The sequence below is a fragment of the Acinetobacter sp. BZX-2 genome (genome assembly GCF_055179795.1).
Window position 1 is genome coordinate 2,155,694 of the sequence record NZ_CM143686.1, and the last position, 22,846, is coordinate 2,178,539.

A 22,846-nucleotide genomic window follows, 5' to 3' on the forward strand; every position below is an offset into this window, starting at 1 on the left:
TTCAAAAATGGATCTACTTTTCTTTCAATAGTAAAAAAATATCTGTCATTAGTTCATGTTCATCAACTTCATGAACAAAGTTTAGATATTGAAAATAGATGGGGAAATCACCTGCTTCCTCATCTTGATTAGGTAACCATTCACGGAAAATATAATATACGCTATCTTTTATCGATTCATGGCTTCCATAATGTCGAACCATTGCATATCTTCCCGCGGGCAACACCGCATTTTCAACAGAAAACTCATTTTCAGGAATACTATTCAATACGCTTCCAGCAATATCAAAGATAAAATCTTGGTGGGCTATGATTTCTGGATCTGAATATGGTATGCCATAAGTCTTACTTAATTTAACAGGTGATAAGCCTGTCTTTTTTCTCCATTCTATAAACCTTGCTGCTGTTTCCAATACTCGGTGTGGATCACCACGATGCCTTAAAAAAGCGATCTTTTCACTTGGTCTTTCAATCACATTTACAATCATATTCTTCTCAATTTTTGGGATATCATAATTAAACTGAAGATGCCAATATTGCCAATTGGGCGCTTGACGAAACTCAGTTGGGGTTTGATCGAAATGACGTTTGAATGCGCGTGAAAAACTTTCAGGACTCTCAAAACTGGCGTTTAAAGCAATTTCAATAATTCTTAAATCTTTTTCAAATGCCAATTGATATGAAGCACGTTTTAATCGAGCCATTTGAATAAATCGAATTAAAGTAATCCCTGTTTGAGCGGTAAAAATTCTGTGAAAATGGAACTTTGATAACAAAGCAATTTGACACAATTTGTCCACGTCTAATTCATCATCTAAATGTAATTGAATATAATCACAGACGAATTTGATTTTATATTCTACGTTCATTTTTCAGTTCACGTGTTTTTCGATAGATTTATTCTGTGTTTTATCGTGACTTCTATCTTGATTGAAATTGCTATTCTGATGCTCTGAATTGGCAAGAGTTAAATTTTTAGCTCTTGCCACTCACTTTATTTTGCTTTCACAATTACTTTTTTATAAATCTCTCTCGGCATTTCAGCAAATTCGACACAAAGCTGAATCTCTAAACCATCTGCTGAATAATTTTGAAAAGATTGTAAAAATTGTGATAAATTTTCAGTCATTAAGTCTTTCTGTTGCTCTGTTCGACCACTGAGACCTTGTAAACGCACAAAAATAAAGGCTTGCTTACTTTCCTCGCCATTTTCATCGCCAAAGCCAATCAAATAATCTGAAACTTCTTGGATGCGGGACTTGATATCATACTCATGTCCAACCAAGCCTGTATCAAACAAAGCATGATTTAAACCTAACATAAGCTTCTTTTTGTCTAAATTCTGAATATTGTCAGAATAATCAATAAACATTTGTGGCATGAGATTAACGGCAACTAACATGGTGAATAGTTAAAAAATTATAACAGCTCTCTACAGGAAAGAATGCTTAGGTTGGCTTTTAGCGATTAAAAAAACCACCCGAAGGTGGTTTGAATATCTCTAAGCAACCAGCCACAATTCATAAAATTCTTGTATATCGTGTTCAAGAAACTCGTCACAATCGCTGTCGTAAATAAATGTTTTTTCTTCTAATAAATATTCACCATCCTGCTCTATCAGATATCTTTTTAAAAAGACCTTGAAGCTATCGGCACGCTCAGGAAATACTTGTTCACCATCATAAATAATCATAATCGTTACCTCATTCTTTAGAGCAACTGGATTATGACTATATTTTAACTCAAAGGTAGACCACATCAAGTAAGATTTAAATAATGTTACATAAATCACACTATTGAAATTTATCCACTTCCCTTGGCAAACCAATTTATATTGCAGTGTGAGCTTGCTGATTACTCAACAAATAGCAAAGCCAAACGTACTTGGTCATAGCCCATCTTAGGATTGGTCAATTCAACGATTGGACGTAACTTAATTGCACCATCATCACTAAAATGATTTGGGTCTTGACGTTTTTTAAGTTTCTTATAAATATTCCGAATTTGTTCAACCACTTCTTCGCCAGGGTTAGCCACAGAAATATCTAAATTCTGCTCACGATGTAATCGAGCTAAATGATTAATAATTGTGGCTGGAGTAAGACCACGTTCAACAGCGATGTCTTGGATTCCATAACCATTTTCAAACAACTCACGTGTTTCATCCAATGTTGCAGAAGCATAATTGGTCTTACCTGCATTTCGAGCAATTTTCTTTTCATTACGCTCAATTTCAGTCGCATTCAATGTCCCACCACAATGGCGAATAAATGCATTGTGTTGCTGGGTTAGATCTGTATCTGCATAATGCTGTTCGGCTTCATTGGAAAGCTCTTGAAAACGGCGATCTGCTTTGATGGCTAAGCTGTCTAATTCTAAAGCTTGTTCATTAAAACCTAATAATCTCAAACCATTTATTGATTTAAGTCGTGACAGCGCAACATAGCCTTGCCCTTTTTCAAAAGTGTGGCTGAGGTTAATTTCAGCCGCTTCTAAAGTCATGCCTTGAGATTTGTGAATGGTAATCGCCCAAGCTAGGCGTAAAGGAACTTGTTGTAAACTGGCAATGGTTTTGCCACCTTCATTGTCTACAGACCATGTTTCTGGAGCAACCAATAAAGTCGTGCCATCCGTCATTTTGACTTTTGGCAACATTCCCATCTCATCATCTTCTTCAAAACCAACAACCTCACCCAGACTACCGTTGATATACCCCATATCGAAGTTGTTTTTGACAAACATCACTTTGGCATGTTTTTTAAGTGTTAATTCATCTGGAGCACGAACTGAAGACTTTAATGTTTCAATCAGTTTTTCATTGCCATCGGTCACCGCAACAAACTGATGGTCTGCACCTTCAATTGCATTTAGATGTTGAAAATTAATACTATCGACATCCATGTTATGGGTATATAAACGCGTAAACGTATCACCAATATCCTGATGACGAGTATCGTTTAAAGCTTGTATATGTTGTTGCTGAATATTTTGAGCACGGATCGCATTCAAAATATCATTCAGCGCAGAATCATCCTGACGGTGTTGTTCTGTTAAATAACACACTCGGAATTTCGCTTCGACCCATGCATTGGACATGAAGCAAAATTTATCCCGATTCTGTTCACTGTTTTTGCCTACAGGCGGCAACTGAAAGAAATCACCTGCTGCAATGACTTGAATACCACCAAAGGCTTCATCGGATTCTTTAAAGTATTTTAAAACCTGATTGACTAAATTCAGTTGCTTGGCATGTAACATCGAAATTTCATCGATAATTAACACTTGGGCATTTTCTAAATGCTCTTTTAAATATTTACGTTCTTTCATTCGTTTCAGATCATCATCTGAAAGCGTGTCTTTAATTCCAATCCCCGCCCAAGTATGAATCGTCATACCATTCATATGTGTTGCAGCAATACCTGTTGAAGCGGTGATCGCTACAGGTACTTTTCGAGCTTTTAAATAATTGATGTATTGATTCAAGGTATAGGTTTTTCCTGCACCTGCGGAACCTGTCAAAAAGACATTTTCACCCGCTTTCATCAGTTTTAGTGCAGTTTCTTGTTTCATAACAGTCTATTTTAGCTCAACAGAAGAGGACGGCTATAGCCTAACGATTTTTATCCAAAATGTTAAGTAGAATGCTACGCTCTGTTCATCATTCGTCGATGTTTACGACAGATTATGACTTTATAAAATGCCAATAGATCCTATAAATGCCCAAGCTCTTCATTGGGCTGAATGCTTGATTTCCACTTTAAATATTGATTTACATCATGAATAAAACGCATGGCTTGCAGCATATACGCATTATCGGGAATTTGATTATTCGGCAAACGGATTTGATCAAAAGACAATTGTCCGAGTTGATAATAACAGCCTAAAGTAAACTCTTGGCTTGGATCTTCAATATTCGACATATGAAAAGCCGCATATTCTTTTTCTATAATTGGTTTGGTATAGGACAAAGCTAGGCAATGTTTAAACACGATAGATTCTTGAATAATTCGTTTTAAACTATTCAACTCCTCATAACACCACCCTTCAAAATAGACTTTCTGCATGGGTGAAACACGATCCCAAGTTTCAATATCAACTTGCTGCTTAAGTCGTGATAATGTTTCATCAAAATACACTTGCTCATGCCAACGTTCAGCTTGGTGATATAGCCCTAACCATGTAACGTTTTTAGCAATGCCACGTTGTTGATTAAAGCAATCCATCAAATAATCTAAGACAAAACTATCAAAAATACTGTGTATAGGCATTCTCCGCGTTGGAACATGCTTAAACACTTTTCGGAAATCTTCGACTTTAATTTGATGTTTTTGTAATAGTCTAAAAAACTCAGGGTGTTGTTGATGTTCTGGATGAATAAAACTTAACAGTTCCTTCGGTAAATCGTGGACAATATTTTGCAAAAAAAGCATAAATGCCTGCATGACACGATTTATTTTGCTAAAAATCTTTTTGTATAACTGAGGATTTTCATTGGTCATAAAAGCGGTAAAGTCCAACCACTCTTCAACATATAAATAAGAATTGGCAATCACTTTTCGGTTTTTTTGTGGCTGAACATCTTTCTGATATAAATCATAACGATCATTTTTAGGATGATCCAACCATTGATGTTGTATTGCAAATGCATAACTTTCAGTCACAAACAATCTTGCAGAAATATTTTTAAAAAACTCCAGCACACTGACGATGACTTCCGCATCAATTTTAGAGGTATCCATAAAACTCAAAGCCGTAATGCTGATTCGAGTACTGACATGATTGACATGTGCAGCAACCCAATCATTCACCAAAGCATCTTGTTTAAACAACCAATTGACACTGCGTTTAGTCTGGCACAGTGGGAGTTTGAGAATTAAATCTTGGTCCCAGTAAGCCGTTTGCGCATTTAAAAAATGCTGTTTATTTAGTAAATCCAGATACTGCCAATAGCCTCGTTGCATCAACTTGGCATAAGCAAGCAAATGCGGTTGTTCTACTGCATGTTTAGCCAACAATTGATAACTATTAAAATGTTGCACAATATCTTTTAGTTGTAATGATTCTGAATGGAAAATCTTAAAAATTCGTAGAAAATGTGCTGGTATAAATTGATGCAATTGAAAACTCAACTGATGTAGTTTCGGCATCAATTCATATACTGCTAAAAACTCACTTCCCAATACAGAGTTAATTAAAAGCAAATGTTTGATATTGATCTCTACAGCAAGTGGAATTTCTTTGCCATGTGTTGCAAATTCAGAAACATAAGGATGATCAAAATAACCATATTTGATGAGCAATTGATCTATTTTTAAAGCTTCAGTTTGCTGAATATTATATAAATACTGCTCTACCCGATTTTCACCATCAACCCATTCAAAGACTTGTTCAATAAAAGTTTGCCTTAAAATCTGTGTTTTGGTTTTTAAATCGGTCGGATGAAAATCGTAAAATCGATTGGTATAAAAATAAATATCTTCTGTGATAAATCGAATGAGATGGTCTGCATTGAGTTGTCTATTTTCAAAGTTCAATTTAAAAACCAAACCCAAAGTCTCATCTAAAGAAACCTGCAAAAGTTGATTGGCAAGTCCTAAACTCAACTGCGTTTCATTCACTTCGAAAAAATTTTGAGGCGTAATATTTTTAAAATAATAAAGCTGATCCAAATAAATTTGACGTAAATCAGTTGAAATCAAAAGCAAATCTTGTGCAGCAAGCTGGTGGTTATTTTGCAGCTCATGCGAGATTAACTGCGCCATTTGTGCCTCGATCTTTCATATCATGCCGATGAATGGCTTATTCTATGATAACCACATCACAAGACCTATTACATTTGATTATCTTTTGCAATTTTTTGTTTATGTATCACAATATATTTTTACATTCAATGCTTTAATACAGCCACTTAAGAATCTCCCCTAACCCCTCTTTAAAAAAGAGGGGAACTACTTGATACTCCCTCCTTTGAAAAAGGTGAGGAGCATGTGCTCCGCAAGGGGGAGGATTTAAAAAGTCTTAACTGATCAGCATTCGTCTAACAAACTGCATTGACTCCCATTCGTTCTTCAATCAGGTCATAACACCATTGGAAAACAAAGGTATAAACTAGAATACAACTGGTCATCCCCAAATCCAGCAGAATCGCTTGTAGGATACTCATATCCATCGCATAAGCGACCATTGGAATGGTTGCAAGCATTAAGCCCCCCTCAAAACCAATCGCATGTAAAATACGAATTTTAATGGTTCGCTTAAACTTCTTTTTCTGCTCAATTTTTTCAAAGAAATGATTAAAAATCATGTTCCAGACGACAGATGTAACTGCCATGGCTACACCCAAAGTTCCAGTCACTTCCATTGGAACTTTAAAAATAAAACTCAATGCAATCGCTATGATCACCAATAGAATGATCTCATAGCTCAAAGCATGAATAATCCTTCTTTTAGAAATCACCATTTTAAAATACTCACTTTTCTTTACGTTGCTGACTTGTACATGAATGATTTGTTCATCATATAAAGACAGATATTGATTCGACTTCTTGCGATAAGTCGAGTTGTGATGAACATTTATTTTTAATGGAAGTTCCCTCTCCTTTATAAAGGATGAGCGTTATTACGCGCAAGAGGGAGAGGATTTATATGATAAATCTCCCTCATCCTAACCTTCTCCCAGAGGGAGAAGGGACTCTCAATCTTAATTTTCGATCATTTTGACTTTTGCAAGATATTGATTCGACAGATGCAGTATATTTTTATAATATTGATTAATCGAGTCAGATTCTTTCAGTTTTATTGAAAGATAAACAAAGATTGAAAGATAAAACCAAGCATGTCTGAGAATCATCATGAATATCAATCAAGAGCAGCTGAATATATTTAAGACCGTGATGGAAACAGGTTCATTTTCTGCTGCGGCTCGAAAATTAGGCAAAGTACCTTCCGCAGTGAGTATGTCGATTGCTAACTTAGAAATTGATTTAAACCTGAAACTTTTTAATCGAGTCGGTCGTGAACCCATTCCTACAACACATGCACATTTTTTATTTGAGAAGACTGAACAATTACTGGTTGAAATGAATCAATGGAAACAACAAGCCATTGCACTCAGCGAAGGTTTAGAATCTTCACTCAATATTGTGGTTGTTTCAGAACTCATTCATACCGATTGGACGGAATATGTTGCGCTGTTAGCTGAGCGCTTTCCAACATTGCAAATCAATATTTTTACTGCACCGCAAGAAGATGCATTGAAAATGTTGATTAACCAAACGGCGCAACTCGCACTCATGTTTGAACGTGAATTTTTGGAAAGTCGTGAACAATTTGTCGAATTTAAAAAAGAAACCTTAGTTCCTGTTGCGGCTATTGACCATGCTTTGTCACAACATAGCCAAGTCAGTTTTGAACAAATCTTACAAAGCCGACAAATTGTGGTGGCGAGTCGTGATCGAACCGTAAAACCTGAATTGCTCTATTCCAAGAACTATTGGCGAACCGATAATCATCATTCTGCATGCTCACTGATCTTAAAAAAGTTAGGTTGGGGCGTTCTACCTATACAAATGTTCAATGAAAACCCTGAACTGAGGAAGAAATTAAAAATTCTTGATTTGCTCGATTTCACACCAAAATTTGAATATTACGTCGATATTGTCTGGAATAAAGAGAGCAATCTCGGCTTAGCTGCTCGTTTTTTGATTAATCACATCAGAAAACAAAGAATTCATACAAAATAATATCGAATTCAGCCTATTTTTCACTTTTGCTAAATTTGCATTGTGTTATAAATAAATCACAAATATTTTAACTAAGAAATGAACGGCAATGACACAATCTGCATTAGATCAATTAAAACGCTTAACCACTATTGTTGCTGATACAGGTGATTTAAACGCTATTCAACAATTTCGTCCTTTAGACGCAACAACAAATCCCTCACTCATCACAGCTGCGGCACAACAACCTGAAAACCGTGAGCTGATTGAAGATGCTTATGATCAGGCTAAAAAAGAAGGTTACCAACTCGACCAACTTGTTGATCGTACCATTGATATTCTGACTGTAAAACTCGGCGTAGAAATTCTTAAACTGGTTGAAGGACGTGTTTCAACTGAAGTGGATGCTGCACTTTCTTATAATACCGATGAAACCATTAGCAAAGCCAAAGAATTATTGGCGCTGTATAAAGCATATGGTATCGACCAAGATCGTATTTTGATTAAAATTGCATCGACTTGGGAAGGCATTCAAGCCGCAAAAGTACTTGAAGCTGAAGGTATTCATTGTAATTTAACCTTATTGTTTGGTATGCACCAAGCCAAAGCCTGTGCAGATGCCAAAGTCACTTTAATCTCTCCATTTGTAGGTCGAATTTTAGATTGGTACAAAAAAGCTGAGAATGTAGAAAGTTACCCGATTGATCAAGATCCGGGTGTGCTGTCTGTTAAGCAAATTTATCATTACTACAAACAGCATCAAGTGAAAACTGAGGTGATGGGTGCGAGCTTCCGCAGTGTAGACCAAGTACTTGCATTGGCAGGTTGTGATCTACTCACTGTCGCACCTGGCTTACTTGAAAAACTTGAGCAAGATCAACGTGTGGTTGAATCTCAACTACAAACTGAACAAAACAATACTGCTGATCAGCCATACCAAGAAATTTCTAAAGCTGATTTTAAACAACAGCTTGAAAGCGATTTAATGGCGTTCCAATTGTTGCAAGGTGGTATCGATGGCTTTATCAAAGCACGTGAACAATTGGCCTTATTATTACGTCAATCTTTTGGTTTAGAAGCAGATTTTATCGACTAATGGTTTCAAGTTTGAATGTATTATTAAATCCTCAATTTAGTGGATTAATGCACTAAAATTGCTCACAATTTAAAACCGAGTTTGTTATGATACAGGCTCGGTTTTTTATTTCTTTGATCATCAAGTGAGTATTCTGTGTTTGGTATTACCGATATTGCAACCTATGTCCTAGGGGCTATTTTTATTGTAATTTTGCCGGGACCAAACTCGCTTTATGTGATGTCTATTGCCTCTCGATTTGGTGTCAAAACAGGTTATATCGGTGCTTTCGGGGTATTTACTGGGGATTTAATTCTCATTCTCTGCACAATATTTGGTGCTGCTTCATTACTGCATACATTCCCTTGGTTGTTTATTATTCTAAAAATTACAGGTGCTGCTTATCTTTCGTATCTAGGTATTCGATTGCTCATTGCCAGTGCCAAAACATGGATGAATAAACCCAAGAATATTCAAACAATTTCTGAAAATTCGACAGCTATTGAACAGTTTCATCCCTTTAGAACAGCATTGACCATTAGTTTGCTCAATCCCAAAGCGATTATGTTTTACTTGTCTTTTTTTGTTCAATTTGTAGATCCTAAATATCCTTATCCTGCAATTAGTTTTGCAGTTCTTTCAGTCATTTTACAAATCATCAGTATGGCTTATCTGACGATTCTGATTTTTTCAGGAATAAAACTGGCGAATTTCTTTAATCGTCGCTATAAAGTCGCTGCTGTAAGTGTCGCATGTGTCGGTCTATTATTCTGTGGCTTTGGGTTAAAACTGGCGACATCAACAATGTAAATCGTTGTATTGTGAATATTTCACCACATTGATTGAATTTAAAAATTAGATGATGAATGCGAATCTAAATTGATGAGCATTCAAGTTATTCAAAGCTTTTTGTAAAATAAATAATGCATGATGAATGAATACTTTAAGAATGTATAAAATGCTTTCATCATTATTATGAGAATATTTCATGTTTAAATTGCACGTTCTCGTGATTATTTGTATAAGCAGCAAATCGATCAGTGTATGATGATTAGTGTAACTTTCCACCATTTAGTCAAATTTGAAAGCTAGGGATCATGCAAAAACTACTCCAAGACTTTTCTATCCCTGCGGTATTTGCAGGTTTTATTACTTTTTTAATTGGTATCAGTGTTTCTGCTGTTCTTGTTATTCAAGCTGCGCAACTCCTAGGTGCAACAGCTGAACAAATTACCTCTTGGTTTTGGGCACTTGGTTTAGGTATTGGTCTTTCAGGGTTGATTCTGTCTTGGAAATTTAAATATCCTGTCGCAACCTCTTGGTCAACGGCTGGACTTGCTTTGATTCTTGCCACTGCAAGTGGCTACACGCTGTATGAAGCAATTGGTGCTTTTTTAGTGTGCGGCTTATTGACTGCTATTTTAGGTTTTTTAGGCATTTTTGAAAAAGTACTTGCCTACATTCCACAAAGCCTAACCAGTGCCATGCTTGCAGGTGTCTTACTCAAGTTTGGTATCGCCTTATTTGCCAGTATGCAAAATGATTGGCAATTCATTTTATCGTTGCTCGCCATTTATATTATTTCTAAACGTTTATGGACACGTTATTGCATTGTCATTACAGTTATTGCAGGAATTCTGATTTGTCCTTTATTTATGGAGTTTCATACGCCTGTTTTACATTGGAGTTTGGCAAAACCTGTATGGATGACGCCTAAATTCACATGGTCTGCTTTATTTGGGCTGGCTTTACCTTTATTTGTAATTAACATGGCTTCCCAATATTTACCGGGTATTGCCATGATTAAAAGTTATGGTTATCAACCACATGTCAATCAACTCATCGGTTGGACAGGTTTGACTCAAGCAATTTTAGCGCCGTTTGGATGTTATACCGTGAATATTGCAGCGATTAGTGCAGCTGTTAGCCTAGATGATCAAGTTCATCCTGATCCATCTAAACGCTACATTGCAGGAATCAGTTGTGGATTCTTTTATATTCTAATGGGGCTTTTTGCAGCAACATTAACCAGTTTACTGATGTCTTTTCCGCACTTATTTATTGTTGCACTTGCTGGAATTGCGCTTTTCGGAACGATTAGCCACAACATTGCCATCGCTTTCTATGAAGTAAAAGACCGTGAAGCTGCATTATTAACCTTCCTATTTAGTGCTTCAAGTGTACAATTCTTTGGTATTGGTTCAGCATTTTGGGGATTATTATTCGGATTTGTGGTGTCATTTATTTTAAATTTTAGAACTAAAAAATAAGTGATGATAACTTATGAAAAAGAAATTATTTACAGTTGGGATTTTAGCTTTAACACTAAATGCATGCACTTCAATTCAAGTAAAAAATAATGATGGATTTCAACCACAATCTGTAAAACAAATATGCGTTATTCATAACTCAAAAGTGACAATCGATGGGTTTGAACAATCTATTATTCGTAGTTTTACTCGATATGATATTCATGCACGAATTTACCCTGAAAATTCAAGACCCGTGATGTGTGAAACAACGATGAATTACACAGCGTTACGTTCATGGGATTTTGTGACGTATTTAACTTATGCAAAATTTACTCTCATGAAACAAGGACGAGTCGTTTCTGAAGCAGAATTTAGATTAAAAGGAAAAGGTGGTCTCGCTTTAAACAAATGGCGTAGCACGGATACTAAAGTTGATGAGTTGGTAAACCAATTAGTCAATCCTAAGCGTGAGTAATAAATGCTTATCTCAAGCTAATCTTTAAATACATACCAATATTACAGACAAAAAAAAAGCTTACCCTAAGATGGATAAGCTTGGAAACTTAATATTAAGTCAAATAAAGTAGAAACTACAGCTAGAATCTGAAACGCATAATACACATTGCTCATTATTTAAACAAATACATAAAAACGATTAAACACGTTATTTCGCATCAAAAAACAGATAACCCATTAAATTAATTGAATAGAAGTGTGATTATTAATACAAAAACATAAGATGTAAAAACAATTAGAACGTTATTGAAGCAAAATTCCTAGACCAAAGTTGTATACAGATTAAATTTCAGGATAAACCCCTGTTCCCTCTGGCCAAGGCGACAACAACTCAAAACCTGTATCTGTTACCGCGATCATGTGCTCCCATTGCGCAGATAAAGATTTGTCTGCAGTCACCACAGTCCAACCATCTTTAAGCTCTTTCACCTTTGCCTTACCTGCATTCACCATAGGTTCAATGGTAAATACCATGCCTTTTTTAAGCATTAAACCATGCCCTGCCTGTCCATAATGTAAAACATTCGGTTGCTCATGATAGACCTTACCGATGCCGTGACCACAATATTCACGAACAATCGAGTAACCTTCTTGCTCAGCAACGTGCTGAATTGCAGCACCTACATCGCCTAGCGTCGCTCCAGGTTTCACTGTATGAATCCCTGCCAACATGGCACGATAAGTTGTTTCCACCAATTTCTTGGCCTCAGGTTTTACAGTACCGACATAGTACATTCGACTCGTATCACCAAAATATCCATCTTTGATAATCGCAACATCGATATTGATAATATCGCCATCATTCAAAACAATACTTTTAGACGGAATACCATGACAAACCACTTCATTTGGAGAAATACAAGTGGTTTTGGTATAACCATAATAACCCACGTTTGCAGGAATTACTTTCAATGTATTGACGATGAAATCATTACACAAATCATCTAAATACTCTGTCGTCACACCCGGTTTAACGTGTTCACCTATCATCTCTAAAACCTGCGCAGCTAAACGCCCAGACACTCGTAATTTTTCAAGGTCATTTTCAGTTTTAATCGTGATAGTTGAAGCTTTCATCGTATCTGTCCGCAATGGTGAGCAAGCATTATAAGCTTTTTATTGACTGATTGCGCTTTTTCTTATCAATAACATAGAATTTTACAGTGTGAAATATCTCTCAATATTTACACAATCAGAGAAATAGACAAAAACAGCATAACAACACATTGAGAAAAATTTCCCAAGACACTTATCATGGCAATTATTTAAATTAAACCATTAATCATCTACATAAATATAACTCATATGGTTAATTGGTTAAAATTTATAAACTTCTGGAATGTTATTTATAAAATAAAATACAAAAAAAACGACTTTTCTACTAAAATCACCGTTTTTGTATCTCCAACCTCTCCTTTATGACGAATCTACGTACCAAGGATATTATTGCTTTAGGGTTTATGACCTTTGCCTTATTTATTGGGGCAGGCAATATTATCTTTCCACCTATTGTTGCTCAACAAGCAGGTGAACATGTATGGCTCGCAGCTTTGGGTTTTCTAATCACCGCTGTAGGCTTACCTGTACTCACCATCATGGCACTTTCAAAAACTGAAGGTTCTATTGCAATTTTAAGTTCACCTTTGGGTAAAGTCGCCAGTTTACTACTAACTGTCGTTTGTTATCTTTCAGTTGGGCCTTTATTTGCAACCCCACGTACTGCAACTGTTTCTTACGAAATCGGTTTTTCTACTTATTTTGGCAACAGCAGTTCATCATTACTGATTTACAGTATTATTTATTTTGCTTTTGTGACCGTTGTGTCGCTTTACCCAAATAAATTATTGGATACTGTAGGTCACATTCTTGCACCATTAAAAATTATTGCACTTGCTATTTTAGGCATTGCAGCCTTGGTCACGCCTACAGGCTCAATTTCCCCTGCAATCAATAATTATGTCAGCAGCCCAGTTTCTGAAGGTTTCGTGAACGGTTACCTCACTATGGATACTTTGGGTGCATTAGTTTTTGGTATCGTGATTATTCATGCGATTCATTCGCGTGGTGTAACCGATAAAAAACTCGTGACTAAATATGCAGTGATCGCAAGTTTAATTTCAGGTGTTGGTTTAACACTTGTTTATTTAAGTCTGTTTAAACTGGGTTTAGGCAGCCATGATGTTGCTCCAAATGCTGCAAACGGTGCTGTAATCCTACATGCCTATGTACAACATGCCTTTGGTGATTTAGGTTCATTATTCCTTACTGCTCTAATTTTTATTGCATGTATGGTCACTGCGATTGGCTTAACCTGCGCATGTGCAGAATATTTCTCTGAATTGCTTAAAATCCCTTATAAGATTTTAGTGGTCATTTTAGTTTTATTCTCATTGGTCATTTCTAATCTGGGTTTAACCAAGCTGATTGCGTTTTCAGTACCTGTTTTAAGTGCAATTTATCCGCCAGCGATTGTCGTAATTGTACTCAGTTTCTTCTGGAAAAAATTTAACCGTCCATCTTTGGTCATTGCACCAGTAACAGCAGTTTCATTTATTTTCGGTATTATTGAAGGCATTAAAGTCACCAGCTTTAAAGACAGCTTACCTGCAATCATCCAAAACTTGCCGTTAAATGAACAAAACTTAGCATGGTTGATTCCATCTTTAATTGTTTTAATTATTTGTGTCGTAATCGATAAAGTTAAAAAATAAATCTTTTTAACACGTCCTTAAAATTTGATTTTACCCAAATCATATTTTGAAAGTGATCAATAATTGTCGAGTTTACCCAACTGACTGTTATTGTTTGCGACACTTATACATCAATTTGCAAGTTTAGTTATTTCAAAAATAACAACTCAGCTCGTAGCTTTGATTAAATTTTAAGCAAATAAAACAACCACTCGCTTAAAGACACAAAATTTTACATTTACAAATCCGTTTTAATTTCTCATAATCGTTATAGCTAAGTTTTAGCCTAAATTTTTTATTAAATCATAAACTTTGGTCTTAGTTGCCTTTCATGGCTGAGCAACTTATTGTATTTTATAATGATAACTAGATCTCACTTCTCATCCAGCCCACCTTTATAATCGAATATTTATCAAACATATTTTTTAAATAAATGAAATATTCATATTTTGTCATAAATATGTCACATTTATTTATGAAAATAGTCATATTTTCACTTGAAATAATAATCAGATGTGGTACAACTAAATAAACCAATCCAGACCAAAACAATTAGGTTTTTGTCGAGCAGACAGGAGGTATGGAGATGTTACCAATACATTTCAATAAGCAAGTCTTCATTAATTCTTTGAAGGCAAACAAGAAAATGGTCACGTATCTAAGTACTACGTTGGCATTATTAGCGACATTGTTTATTCATGGGCTAATTCAAGGCAATTTAAAACCTGAATTCTTTGCTTATGCTCTAGTCGTATCAGCAGCCTTCTATGTATGGGACGTTGTCGACCATAAATCACGAAAGCTTGCAAAAATTACAGAATAAAAGATGGATGCAAAGCATCCATCTTTATCATGAAAATAAGACATCGAATAACATAAAAGCATAACAATTAAACACTTAAGCCTTATAATCATCCCTCAAAACAATCCGTTCAGCATTCCCAATAAAAGCCCTGTTGTTGCTGCAACTTCTCCAATGACCAACAAAATCATTGCCATACGCATCAGTATTTTAGGTAAATGCATTTTTCCTAATTGATGTGGTTGTTTAAATTGATTCGTTGTATCTTTTAAAAAGCCATGTAAGACATAGCTCAGAATTGCAAATGTAAAGAAAATTAAATTAATCACAATAAAAGCCAGATTGACCAATTCTGACCATGTAGAACAATATGCCATCACCGCTAAAATCAACGTTGCAGGCGCATAAAGCAAACTACTACGATGGGCAATATCGACATAATAATGCGCTCTTGCCAATTCAGAACGACTTATTTGGTAATACTTCCACACCCCTGTCAGCATTCCCACCAATAAATATATTCCACTGAATAATAAAGCTAATTTGACAGAAAGCGGTAAAAGATAAACATCCATTTTATTGTCCTATTTTATTTAACAGTCAAATCTAATACTCAAGCTATTCGAGTATAATGACTTTTTAGTCACATTTTAATTTAGTTTCTTTTTGGAACTCATTTAAAGTAAACATAACTTTAAACGTTATTGATTGACTATGAGTACTTTTGAAAATCTAACCATAAGTTGTGCAGATAGCTATGGCTTAAGCGCACGTTTTTACAAGGCGAAACATCCAACTCAGCAACTTCCTGTGTTGGTTTGCCCTGCAACAGGTATTACTCAAGGCTTTTATCACGACTTTATCGTATGGCTTACAGAACAAGATTTAGATGTTTTAGTCTTTGATTATCGTGGTATTGGAGAGTCATTACACGGCCCAATTCGTCAATCAAACGCAAGCATTCAAGACTGGGGACAACTTGATATTCCAGCGGCCATTCAAGCGCTGCTTGCGAAAACGGGTAAACAACAAGTTACCCTCATCGGTCATAGTGCGGGTGGGCAGCTACTGGGTGTTGTACCGAATTATGAGAAAGTCGCACAAGTAATTGCTATTTCAGGCTCAACAGGACATATCAAAGGCTTAAAAGGTCGTACCAAACAATTAGCGCCTGTTATGTTCAATTTGGTATTTCCAGTCTCTAGCTTATTCAAAGGCTATGGTGCAACAAAAATGTTAGGTATGGGCGAAAATCTACCTAAAAAAGTTGCACAACAATGGGCGCAATTTTGTAGCAAACCTGGTTATGTTATGAATGCGATTGGTAAAACCATTTTTGAAGATTATCACCAAGAAATTCAATGCCCTATTACTGTGTATTGGTCTTCTGATGATGAGATTGCAACCCAAGCCAATGTCCAAGACTTATTGCGTTTATACCCGAATGCAACCACTAATATGATTGAACTTAAGCCCAAAGCACATGATCATAAAGCCATTGGGCATATGTTAATGTTTAGAAAATCACATCAAAATTTATGGCCATTAATGACCGAAAACATTTTTAACTAAACCTTTTTTTGGTTTTAAGCACTTAAATACGTAATCCTGTTTAAGTGCTTTTTTTTATTTAAAAATATAAGGTTAATCAAAGTTCATCTGAATGATCGTTGAGCTAATCCTGAGAATACTTTTAGCAATCCTATGCAATTGATAAAAACGTAATTTAAGCCATACAATTCAAAAGCCTCTCTGATTCTGTGTTTTTTTAATTTCAATCTATTCTCAATAAAAGCAATTTTTACAGTATAAAATCCGTTAAATCATCTACTTTATTGATTTAAAATATTTTTAAATATCTACTTTTCACATCCATCGCTATCTTTATTCATTTATATTCTAAACTTAATTTTTAAATATGTTATGTTTAATACAAAATTTGTAGAATATACAACATGAACATTTCCTTGCTTATTTCAAGCCTCCCCACCCAAAGTACAGCAACGCGGATGAGGGTATGGCGATCTATCAAAAATTGTGGCGCAGCTACACTTAGAGATGGGGTCTATTTATTGCCATCCACACATGCAGATAAATTTGATGACATTTCTCAACACCATCAAAATGAAGAAGGCAAAGCCTATATTTTCAATTGCAACTGCCCTGAAAATATTGATTTGGTTAAATTATTTGATCGCAATGAAGAATACTTAGTATTTTTAAAGCAATTAAAAATACTTGAAAATGAACTCGATGTGACCAAAAAAAATGAACATTTAAAACACATCAGAAAATTAAAGAAAAGCTTAAATCAATTAATTCAAATCGATTATTTCCCACAGCCCATACAACAACAATCAATCAAGGTACTAAATGATCTTGAATATAAAATCACCCGTTTGGGGGAAATCGATGAACCTCAAATCAGCTTACAAACCATACAAGCATTAAAGATTGAGCATTTTCAAAATAAAGTTTGGGCAACCCGAAAACGTCCATGGATTGATCGACTTGCTTCAGCATGGTTCATTCAAAAATTTATTGATCCCTCTGCTCAATTCAAATGGTTAGACTCACCAACTGATTGCCCTACTGAGGCGATCGGTTTCGATTTCGATGGAGCAAAATTCACTCATATCGACAACTTTGTGACTTTCGAAGTTTTAATACATAGCTTTAAGCAAAGCAATTTTGCATTAAATAAAATTGCTGAAATTGTGCATTACCTCGATATCGGTGGTCACGAACCTGCTGAAGCTGTTGGTTTTGAGAAGGTTATTCATGGTTTAAAAACCACGATTTTAGACGATGACCAACTCTTAACACTCTCAAATCATATTTTTGATGGTCTATATGCAGATCTATTTGGAGAATCACTTGAGCACTGAAAATAATCAAACTCAAGCCGAAATGATCAGTTTTTGGCAAGCAGTATTGTTTTGGCTTAAACTTGGTTTCATTAGTTTTGGTGGCCCAGCTGGTCAAATTGCTGTCATGCATCAAGAACTGGTTGAGCAAAAAAAATGGATTTCTGAAAAAAGATTTATGCATGCTTTGAATTATTGCATGCTGCTGCCTGGACCAGAAGCACAACAATTGGCAACTTATATTGGCTGGCTGATGCATAAAACCAAAGGCGGTTTAATTGCAGGCATTCTATTTGTACTGCCCTCATTATTTATTTTAATTGCGCTGTCTTGGGTATATATCAAATTTGGCGATGTTCCAGTGATCGCTGGATTATTTTACGGCATCAAACCTGCTGTTACAGCAATTGTATTTCATGCAACCTATCGTATAGGCAGTAAATCATTAAAGAATAAATTTCTATGGTTTATCGCTGCACTGGCATTTATTGCGATCTTTATTTTTAATATCCCCTTTCCCATCATTGTTTTACTGGCTGCTTTAACTGGCTATTTTAGCAGTAAAAAATACCCTGAATTATTTTCAAACCAAACACATCCAACCAGTCATCAATCCTATGGCAAAGCTGTAATTGATGATGATACCCCTATTCCTGAGCATGCTGTATTCAAATGGTCACGTCTTGCAAAAATTGTAATCATTGCAGCCATTTTATGGCTTGTGCCATTCATCAGCCTGTTTTACATTTTTGGGTGGAATCACACCTATACGCAAATGGCTTTGTTTTTCACTAAAGCAGCCTTGATGACCTTTGGCGGTGCTTATGCGGTTTTACCATATGTATATCAAGGCGCTGTTAACTATTATCATTGGCTCAGCCCGACCCAAATGATTGATGGTTTAGCGCTCGGTGAAAGCACACCTGGCCCATTAATTATGGTGGTGGCATTTGTTGGTTTTATTGGCGCCTATAGCCATCAGATATTGGGAGAATCACAATTCATTACGGGAGTATTGGGCGCAGTGATCGTGACATGGTTTACCTTTATATTCTCATTTTTATTTATCTTGGCAGGTGGGCCAATCATTGAATCGACACATAATCAAATTAAATTTACCGCACCTCTCACTGCAATTACCGCTGCGGTTGTTGGGGTAATCCTGAATTTAGCATTATTCTTTGCTTATCATGTGTTATGGCCCAAAGGGTTTGCAGGCTCATTTGATTATATTGCAGCACTGATTACGATTCTGGCTATGTTCGCCTTATTTAAATTTAATCAAAGTGTTTTAAGGGTGATTGCTTTATCTGCCCTGATAGGTTTAGCCATTAAACTTTTATTTTAAAAACTGTTCTTTTAAAAATTGTTGTTTTGAAATATGTTCCAACGTTTGAATGAGTAGGAATAACTATTCCTACTCAATTAATATCAATGACAATGACGTTCACCCGTTTTGCTATTAGTGTGACAACCTTCTGAGTCTGTACCCCCTGAATGAGCATTGATATTTGTAGAGGCAAAAATAACTAAACATAGCATTAATAATTTTTTCACAATAATTCCTTTTAAATCAAATAAATATAAGAGAAATAATTTTACAATATTTTCCTACTTATTTAAAAAATTTTTAATGCAATTTAAAATCGTATGAAACCATCTTGGTTGAAAATAAATCCTAAGAATCTAAGTATTCGCTTCAAATATGTTTCTAGCAATAAAAAAAATGCCTCAATCAATGAGGCATTCTTGATACTTAAATTGTGAATATCACATCTTTGCGAATTCAAGCGAACTGTTCAGGACGAGTAATTTTGACTGTTTTGATTCGATTTTCATCCATCTCAACAACCTCAAACCAAATCCCCTCTTGTTCGATCTGCGTGCCTACTTTGGCTTCACCTTGAGTCTTATCCAAGATTAAACCTGCAACGCTGAAATAACCTGAATCTTCTTGAACCAGATCCAACATACCTAACTCCAATTCAAGCTGGTATAGATCTAACATTCCAGAAGCTTTCCAAGTGGTTTCATCTAGCTTGACCAATTCCAGTTGCTCATCCGCATCTGGGAATTCACCGGCAATCGCTTCGAACACATCCAGTGGAGAGATCAAACCTTGAATATTACCAAACTCATTACTCACCAAAACCAAAGAACCTTTTGAAGTTCTCAAGGTATGAATCGCATCAATCACCTTCATTTTCTCAAAAATAAAGATTGGACGATGACGTTTCAATAGAGTATTCAGCTGTTCAGGCTCATCCAAAACATCAATTAACTCTTTAGCACGTACCACAGTGACAACCTTATCCAATTGTCCACGACACACTGGAAATAAGCTGTGTGGCACTGCGAGTATTTGCTGGCGAATGCTTTCAGGATCATCGTCAAGGTTGATCCATGAAATCTGATTTCTCGGTGTCATGATCGATGCAACAGAACGCTCTGCAAGCGTTAAAACTCCACCAACCATATAACGCTCTTCATCACCAAAGGCTTTTTGTGCAGCCAAGGCTTCAGGCGTTTGCAACAAATCGGCGTCTAATTTACTGCCCATCATCTTGAGAATTGAATCTGCAGTGCGATGACGTAAAGGGATTTTGGACTCATGCTTTTCTGCATTTCGGCTTGAAAATTGGTTAAATGCTTCAATTAAAATCGCAACACCAATACCTGAGTAAATATAACCTTTTGGAATATGGAAGCCGAAGCCTTCTGCAATCAAACTCACACCAATTAACAATAAGAAGCTTAAACATAGAATCACCACTGTAGGATGTCTATTTACAAAGCTTGTTAATGGTTTTGAAGCAATTAACATTACGATAACAGCAATCGTTACCGCAGCCATCATCACATAAATATTATCGACCATACCAATTGCTGTAATCACTGAATCCAGTGAGAACACCGCATCAAGTACGATAATTTGTGCAACAACTGCCCAAAAACTTGCATAAACCACTGCGCCAGTGCTTTTCACTTCTGGCTTTCCTTCCATTTTTTCATGCAGTTCTGTCACTGCTTTATAAACAAGGAAGAGCCCGCCGAATAAGAGAATTAAATCTCTTCCAGAAAATGAAAAGTCAGCAAAGGAAACTAAAGGTTTGGTTAATGTAACCAACCAAGAAATGACAGACAATAAGCCTAGACGCATCAATAAAGCTAAAGACAAGCCAATAACACGCGCCTTATCTCGTTGTTCAGGAGGTAATTTATCTGCAAGAATGGCAATAAATACGAGGTTATCAATCCCCAATACAATTTCTAAAACAATCAGGGTTAAAAGACCAACCCAAATACCAGGGTCTAATAAAAATTCCATTATTAGATCTCCTGCTTTTTATTATAAAAAGAAGACAAAAATAAGTTTGACCTACACGACGACGGATCCATGAATGATACCTTTTCAACAATATTAGTTTAATTATGCACAATATCTAAGATTTGTAATTACTTTTCATGAAAAAATTACATTTTAGTCTTTTATAAATTTGGTAAAACTTGCGTAAACAATCATTGCTTATCAAAAATTATTCAACTTTAGTCTAAAAATGGCCCAAAATGACTATGACAAGTTTAACAATAAAAATTAGTATACATTGCAATGGATAAGCCCACATTTAAACGAGGCTTAATAATATTTATGAAAGATATACTTAGCCATTAATCACCTAATTTTTGTAATGATTTATTACACTTAGGGAATGTTACGTCACTCTTCAACTTTGCATCTTTTATCAATATTAAAAATGATTATTTTCAAATTGTTAAACCAATATTCACACAACAAATAAACAAACCTACACTTGTTATGACTATTGCGACAGAATTTTTTCATCATAAAGCCAAGTCTCATGCACTTAATTTTTCATTAGAATAAGACCACAGTCAGCATTGTTTAGTTATTGAACATTTTGACTCAGTCGCTTTAGTTTTTCATCACCACTAAAGCACGTAAAAGTGAATAGGATTAACCGCTATGACAAGTGTAAATGCATTGACTTTTAACAAGATTTCAAAAGCTATTGCAAATACAAGCTATGTAGGAACTTATATCAACCTTGATTCAGTCCTAGAACAGCATCTGGTCAAAGTCATGTTTACGCAAGAGAATAATCAGCAAGAATTGACCTACAATGTCTTTCTTGAAAATGCAGATCTGACAGCACAACTATCAGATACGAAAGCTACCAATTCTCAATTGCAAGAAGAAGCAACTAAATTTGCTCAAAGTATTGTTGCGTTTCATCAAGGTAACGACAGTTGTACTCTGTCTTTACTGGATGGCTCTGCTTAAGTTTATACTCCAAGGAAAATTTATATTTTATGGATTTTCCTTGTTTTTTTACTTTAAGCGATTAATCACGTGTTGATTCAACTATTCAAAATAAAATATTATTAGGCCTCAAGTTTGGCTATAATTACAAAAAATCAGGGTTACCTAATGACTAAGAAGTATTCAAAATTTTTGCCTTCCGCTGAAAATTTTAATATAGAAAGTTTTCCTTATTACTGGATTACTCAAGTACATGCGCAATACGTGTTAAACGTTGACCATGTTCTAAAGAAATATGGTGTTGACAACTCTAGACGTCGCCTATTGATTTCTTTAGAGGCAAAACCCAATGCCAGTGTTTCGGAACTGTCAGAAATGATTGTTTCTAAAATGTCGACAACCACTAAAATCGTGTATCGTTTAAAAGAAGAAGGTTTTGTTGAAACTTTTTCTTGTGAGCATGACGCACGTATTACTCGAGTCAAACTTACCGAGTCAGGCAAACAAATGACTCAAAAAATTAATGACTTAATGAGTGTGGTACTTGAGCAATCATTTGATGGTTTAACACCATTACAAATTGAAAAAATGATGGAAAGTTTAAAGCATATTTTTAAAAATCTTTCTCATTAGACCATAAAA

Annotated in this window: 22 protein-coding genes; 12 read left to right on the plus strand and 10 right to left on the minus strand. The window is 35.5% G+C overall.

Annotation, left to right across the window (positions count from 1 at the left end; genetic code table 11):
- Positions 1–13: 13 nt before the first annotated feature.
- From ACY45D_RS10185 to aceI, 6 genes are all read right to left on the minus strand, one after another.
- Positions 14–868 carry an AraC family transcriptional regulator gene (locus tag ACY45D_RS10185; RefSeq protein WP_463106644.1) on the minus strand — a complete coding sequence of 285 codons (855 nt, stop codon included), beginning with the start codon at positions 866–868 and terminating at the stop codon, positions 14–16.
- Positions 869–993: 125 nt separating this feature from the next.
- Entirely contained in the window at positions 994–1,401 is a 408-nt protein-coding gene (locus ACY45D_RS10190; RefSeq protein ID WP_463106645.1) for a 5-carboxymethyl-2-hydroxymuconate Delta-isomerase, read from the minus strand.
- 99 nt (positions 1,402–1,500) lie between these two features.
- Positions 1,501–1,692 carry a hypothetical protein gene (locus ACY45D_RS10195; protein WP_463106646.1) on the minus strand — a complete coding sequence of 64 codons (192 nt, stop codon included), beginning with the start codon at positions 1,690–1,692 and terminating at the stop codon, positions 1,501–1,503.
- A 161-nt stretch (positions 1,693–1,853) separates the two neighbouring features.
- Positions 1,854–3,569 carry an AAA family ATPase gene (locus tag ACY45D_RS10200; RefSeq protein ID WP_463106647.1) on the minus strand — a complete coding sequence of 572 codons (1,716 nt, stop codon included), beginning with the start codon at positions 3,567–3,569 and terminating at the stop codon, positions 1,854–1,856.
- 140 nt (positions 3,570–3,709) lie between these two features.
- Entirely contained in the window at positions 3,710–5,761 is a 2,052-nt protein-coding gene (locus tag ACY45D_RS10205; protein ID WP_463106648.1) for a hypothetical protein, read from the minus strand.
- Between the two features lie 275 nt (positions 5,762–6,036).
- A complete protein-coding gene (gene aceI / locus ACY45D_RS10210; protein ID WP_463106649.1) occupies positions 6,037–6,459 on the minus strand; it encodes a chlorhexidine efflux PACE transporter AceI in 423 nt (140 codons plus the stop codon).
- 391 nt (positions 6,460–6,850) lie between these two features.
- Between aceI and aceR the strand changes: the two genes are divergently transcribed.
- From aceR to ACY45D_RS10235, 5 genes are all read left to right on the plus strand, one after another.
- On the plus strand, positions 6,851–7,741 hold the full coding sequence (gene aceR / locus ACY45D_RS10215) for an HTH-type transcriptional regulator AceR (protein ID WP_463106650.1): 891 nt from the start codon (positions 6,851–6,853) through the stop codon (positions 7,739–7,741).
- Between the two features lie 88 nt (positions 7,742–7,829).
- The gene (tal, locus tag ACY45D_RS10220) at positions 7,830–8,816 is read left to right on the plus strand and encodes a transaldolase (RefSeq protein WP_463106651.1); all 987 of its coding nucleotides are present in this window, start codon (positions 7,830–7,832) and stop codon (positions 8,814–8,816) included.
- 135 nt (positions 8,817–8,951) lie between these two features.
- Positions 8,952–9,605 (plus strand): leucine efflux protein LeuE, encoded by a 654-nt coding sequence (leuE, locus tag ACY45D_RS10225; protein WP_463106652.1) that lies wholly within the window; start codon positions 8,952–8,954, stop codon positions 9,603–9,605.
- A gap of 287 nt (positions 9,606–9,892) precedes the next feature.
- Positions 9,893–11,065, plus strand: coding sequence for a benzoate/H(+) symporter BenE family transporter (locus tag ACY45D_RS10230; RefSeq protein ID WP_463106653.1), 1,173 nt, complete (start codon positions 9,893–9,895; stop codon positions 11,063–11,065).
- A 13-nt stretch (positions 11,066–11,078) separates the two neighbouring features.
- Positions 11,079–11,522 (plus strand): Sbal_3080 family lipoprotein, encoded by a 444-nt coding sequence (locus ACY45D_RS10235; protein ID WP_463106654.1) that lies wholly within the window; start codon positions 11,079–11,081, stop codon positions 11,520–11,522.
- Positions 11,523–11,845: 323 nt separating this feature from the next.
- Here the strand turns inward: ACY45D_RS10235 and map are convergent, their stop codons facing one another.
- Positions 11,846–12,640 (minus strand): type I methionyl aminopeptidase, encoded by a 795-nt coding sequence (gene map, locus ACY45D_RS10240; protein ID WP_463106655.1) that lies wholly within the window; start codon positions 12,638–12,640, stop codon positions 11,846–11,848.
- A 341-nt stretch (positions 12,641–12,981) separates the two neighbouring features.
- On the opposite strand from map, the gene brnQ reads away from it, so the two are divergent.
- Both brnQ and ACY45D_RS10250 read left to right on the plus strand, forming a co-directional pair.
- Positions 12,982–14,274 (plus strand): branched-chain amino acid transport system II carrier protein, encoded by a 1,293-nt coding sequence (gene brnQ, locus ACY45D_RS10245; protein WP_463106656.1) that lies wholly within the window; start codon positions 12,982–12,984, stop codon positions 14,272–14,274.
- A gap of 565 nt (positions 14,275–14,839) precedes the next feature.
- Positions 14,840–15,076: a hypothetical protein gene (locus tag ACY45D_RS10250; protein ID WP_463106657.1), complete on the plus strand. Its 237-nt coding sequence runs from the start codon at positions 14,840–14,842 to the stop codon at positions 15,074–15,076.
- Positions 15,077–15,171: 95 nt separating this feature from the next.
- Here the strand turns inward: ACY45D_RS10250 and ACY45D_RS10255 are convergent, their stop codons facing one another.
- Positions 15,172–15,630, minus strand: a complete 459-nt coding sequence (locus tag ACY45D_RS10255; protein WP_463106658.1) for a hypothetical protein — start codon at positions 15,628–15,630, stop codon at positions 15,172–15,174.
- Between the two features lie 139 nt (positions 15,631–15,769).
- Here ACY45D_RS10255 and ACY45D_RS10260 point away from each other — a divergent pair, with 139 nt between their 5' ends.
- From ACY45D_RS10260 to chrA, 3 genes are all read left to right on the plus strand, one after another.
- Positions 15,770–16,627, plus strand: coding sequence for an alpha/beta hydrolase family protein (locus tag ACY45D_RS10260; RefSeq protein ID WP_463106659.1), 858 nt, complete (start codon positions 15,770–15,772; stop codon positions 16,625–16,627).
- 383 nt (positions 16,628–17,010) lie between these two features.
- Complete coding sequence (locus tag ACY45D_RS10265) at positions 17,011–17,943, plus strand: chromate resistance protein ChrB domain-containing protein (RefSeq protein ID WP_463106660.1); 933 nt, start codon at positions 17,011–17,013, stop codon at positions 17,941–17,943.
- 22 nt (positions 17,944–17,965) lie between these two features.
- Positions 17,966–19,270, plus strand: a complete 1,305-nt coding sequence (gene chrA, locus ACY45D_RS10270) for a chromate efflux transporter (protein WP_463109474.1) — start codon at positions 17,966–17,968, stop codon at positions 19,268–19,270.
- Between the two features lie 83 nt (positions 19,271–19,353).
- Here the strand turns inward: chrA and ACY45D_RS10275 are convergent, their stop codons facing one another.
- Together ACY45D_RS10275 and ACY45D_RS10280 are read right to left on the minus strand one after the other, a co-directional pair.
- Positions 19,354–19,464 carry a YHYH domain-containing protein gene (locus tag ACY45D_RS10275; RefSeq protein WP_463109475.1) on the minus strand — a complete coding sequence of 37 codons (111 nt, stop codon included), beginning with the start codon at positions 19,462–19,464 and terminating at the stop codon, positions 19,354–19,356.
- 244 nt (positions 19,465–19,708) lie between these two features.
- Positions 19,709–21,250 carry a TerC family protein gene (locus ACY45D_RS10280; protein ID WP_463106661.1) on the minus strand — a complete coding sequence of 514 codons (1,542 nt, stop codon included), beginning with the start codon at positions 21,248–21,250 and terminating at the stop codon, positions 19,709–19,711.
- 657 nt (positions 21,251–21,907) lie between these two features.
- On the opposite strand from ACY45D_RS10280, the gene ACY45D_RS10285 reads away from it, so the two are divergent.
- Positions 21,908–22,225: a hypothetical protein gene (locus tag ACY45D_RS10285; protein ID WP_463106662.1), complete on the plus strand. Its 318-nt coding sequence runs from the start codon at positions 21,908–21,910 to the stop codon at positions 22,223–22,225.
- Positions 22,226–22,372: 147 nt separating this feature from the next.
- Positions 22,373–22,837 carry a MarR family winged helix-turn-helix transcriptional regulator gene (locus tag ACY45D_RS10290; RefSeq protein WP_463106663.1) on the plus strand — a complete coding sequence of 155 codons (465 nt, stop codon included), beginning with the start codon at positions 22,373–22,375 and terminating at the stop codon, positions 22,835–22,837.
- Positions 22,838–22,846 lie beyond the last annotated feature (9 nt).

Excerpts from the sequence above, each read along its gene's own strand:
- ACY45D_RS10260 (WP_463106659.1), top strand. The coding sequence starts at position 15,770 with ATGAGTACTTTTGAAAATCTAACCATAAGTTGTGCAGATAGCTATGGC.
- ACY45D_RS10230 (WP_463106653.1), top strand. The coding sequence starts at position 9,893 with ATGCAAAAACTACTCCAAGACTTTTCTATCCCTGCGGTATTTGCAGGT.
- brnQ (WP_463106656.1), top strand. The coding sequence starts at position 12,982 with ATGACGAATCTACGTACCAAGGATATTATTGCTTTAGGGTTTATGACC.
- map (WP_463106655.1), bottom strand. The coding sequence starts at position 12,640 with ATGAAAGCTTCAACTATCACGATTAAAACTGAAAATGACCTTGAAAAA.
- ACY45D_RS10235 (WP_463106654.1), top strand. The coding sequence starts at position 11,079 with ATGAAAAAGAAATTATTTACAGTTGGGATTTTAGCTTTAACACTAAAT.
- ACY45D_RS10275 (WP_463109475.1), bottom strand. The coding sequence starts at position 19,464 with ATGCTATGTTTAGTTATTTTTGCCTCTACAAATATCAATGCTCATTCA.
- tal (WP_463106651.1), top strand. The coding sequence starts at position 7,830 with ATGACACAATCTGCATTAGATCAATTAAAACGCTTAACCACTATTGTT.
- aceR (WP_463106650.1), top strand. The coding sequence starts at position 6,851 with ATGAATATCAATCAAGAGCAGCTGAATATATTTAAGACCGTGATGGAA.
- ACY45D_RS10265 (WP_463106660.1), top strand. The coding sequence starts at position 17,011 with ATGAACATTTCCTTGCTTATTTCAAGCCTCCCCACCCAAAGTACAGCA.
- ACY45D_RS10290 (WP_463106663.1), top strand. The coding sequence starts at position 22,373 with ATGACTAAGAAGTATTCAAAATTTTTGCCTTCCGCTGAAAATTTTAAT.
- ACY45D_RS10195 (WP_463106646.1), bottom strand. The coding sequence starts at position 1,692 with ATGATTATTTATGATGGTGAACAAGTATTTCCTGAGCGTGCCGATAGC.
- ACY45D_RS10200 (WP_463106647.1), bottom strand. The coding sequence starts at position 3,569 with ATGAAACAAGAAACTGCACTAAAACTGATGAAAGCGGGTGAAAATGTC.
- ACY45D_RS10285 (WP_463106662.1), top strand. The coding sequence starts at position 21,908 with ATGACAAGTGTAAATGCATTGACTTTTAACAAGATTTCAAAAGCTATT.
- ACY45D_RS10190 (WP_463106645.1), bottom strand. The coding sequence starts at position 1,401 with ATGTTAGTTGCCGTTAATCTCATGCCACAAATGTTTATTGATTATTCT.
- aceI (WP_463106649.1), bottom strand. The coding sequence starts at position 6,459 with ATGGTGATTTCTAAAAGAAGGATTATTCATGCTTTGAGCTATGAGATC.
- ACY45D_RS10185 (WP_463106644.1), bottom strand. The coding sequence starts at position 868 with ATGAACGTAGAATATAAAATCAAATTCGTCTGTGATTATATTCAATTA.
- ACY45D_RS10250 (WP_463106657.1), top strand. The coding sequence starts at position 14,840 with ATGTTACCAATACATTTCAATAAGCAAGTCTTCATTAATTCTTTGAAG.
- ACY45D_RS10205 (WP_463106648.1), bottom strand. The coding sequence starts at position 5,761 with ATGGCGCAGTTAATCTCGCATGAGCTGCAAAATAACCACCAGCTTGCT.
- ACY45D_RS10255 (WP_463106658.1), bottom strand. The coding sequence starts at position 15,630 with ATGGATGTTTATCTTTTACCGCTTTCTGTCAAATTAGCTTTATTATTC.
- ACY45D_RS10280 (WP_463106661.1), bottom strand. The coding sequence starts at position 21,250 with ATGGAATTTTTATTAGACCCTGGTATTTGGGTTGGTCTTTTAACCCTG.
- chrA (WP_463109474.1), top strand. The coding sequence starts at position 17,966 with ATGATCAGTTTTTGGCAAGCAGTATTGTTTTGGCTTAAACTTGGTTTC.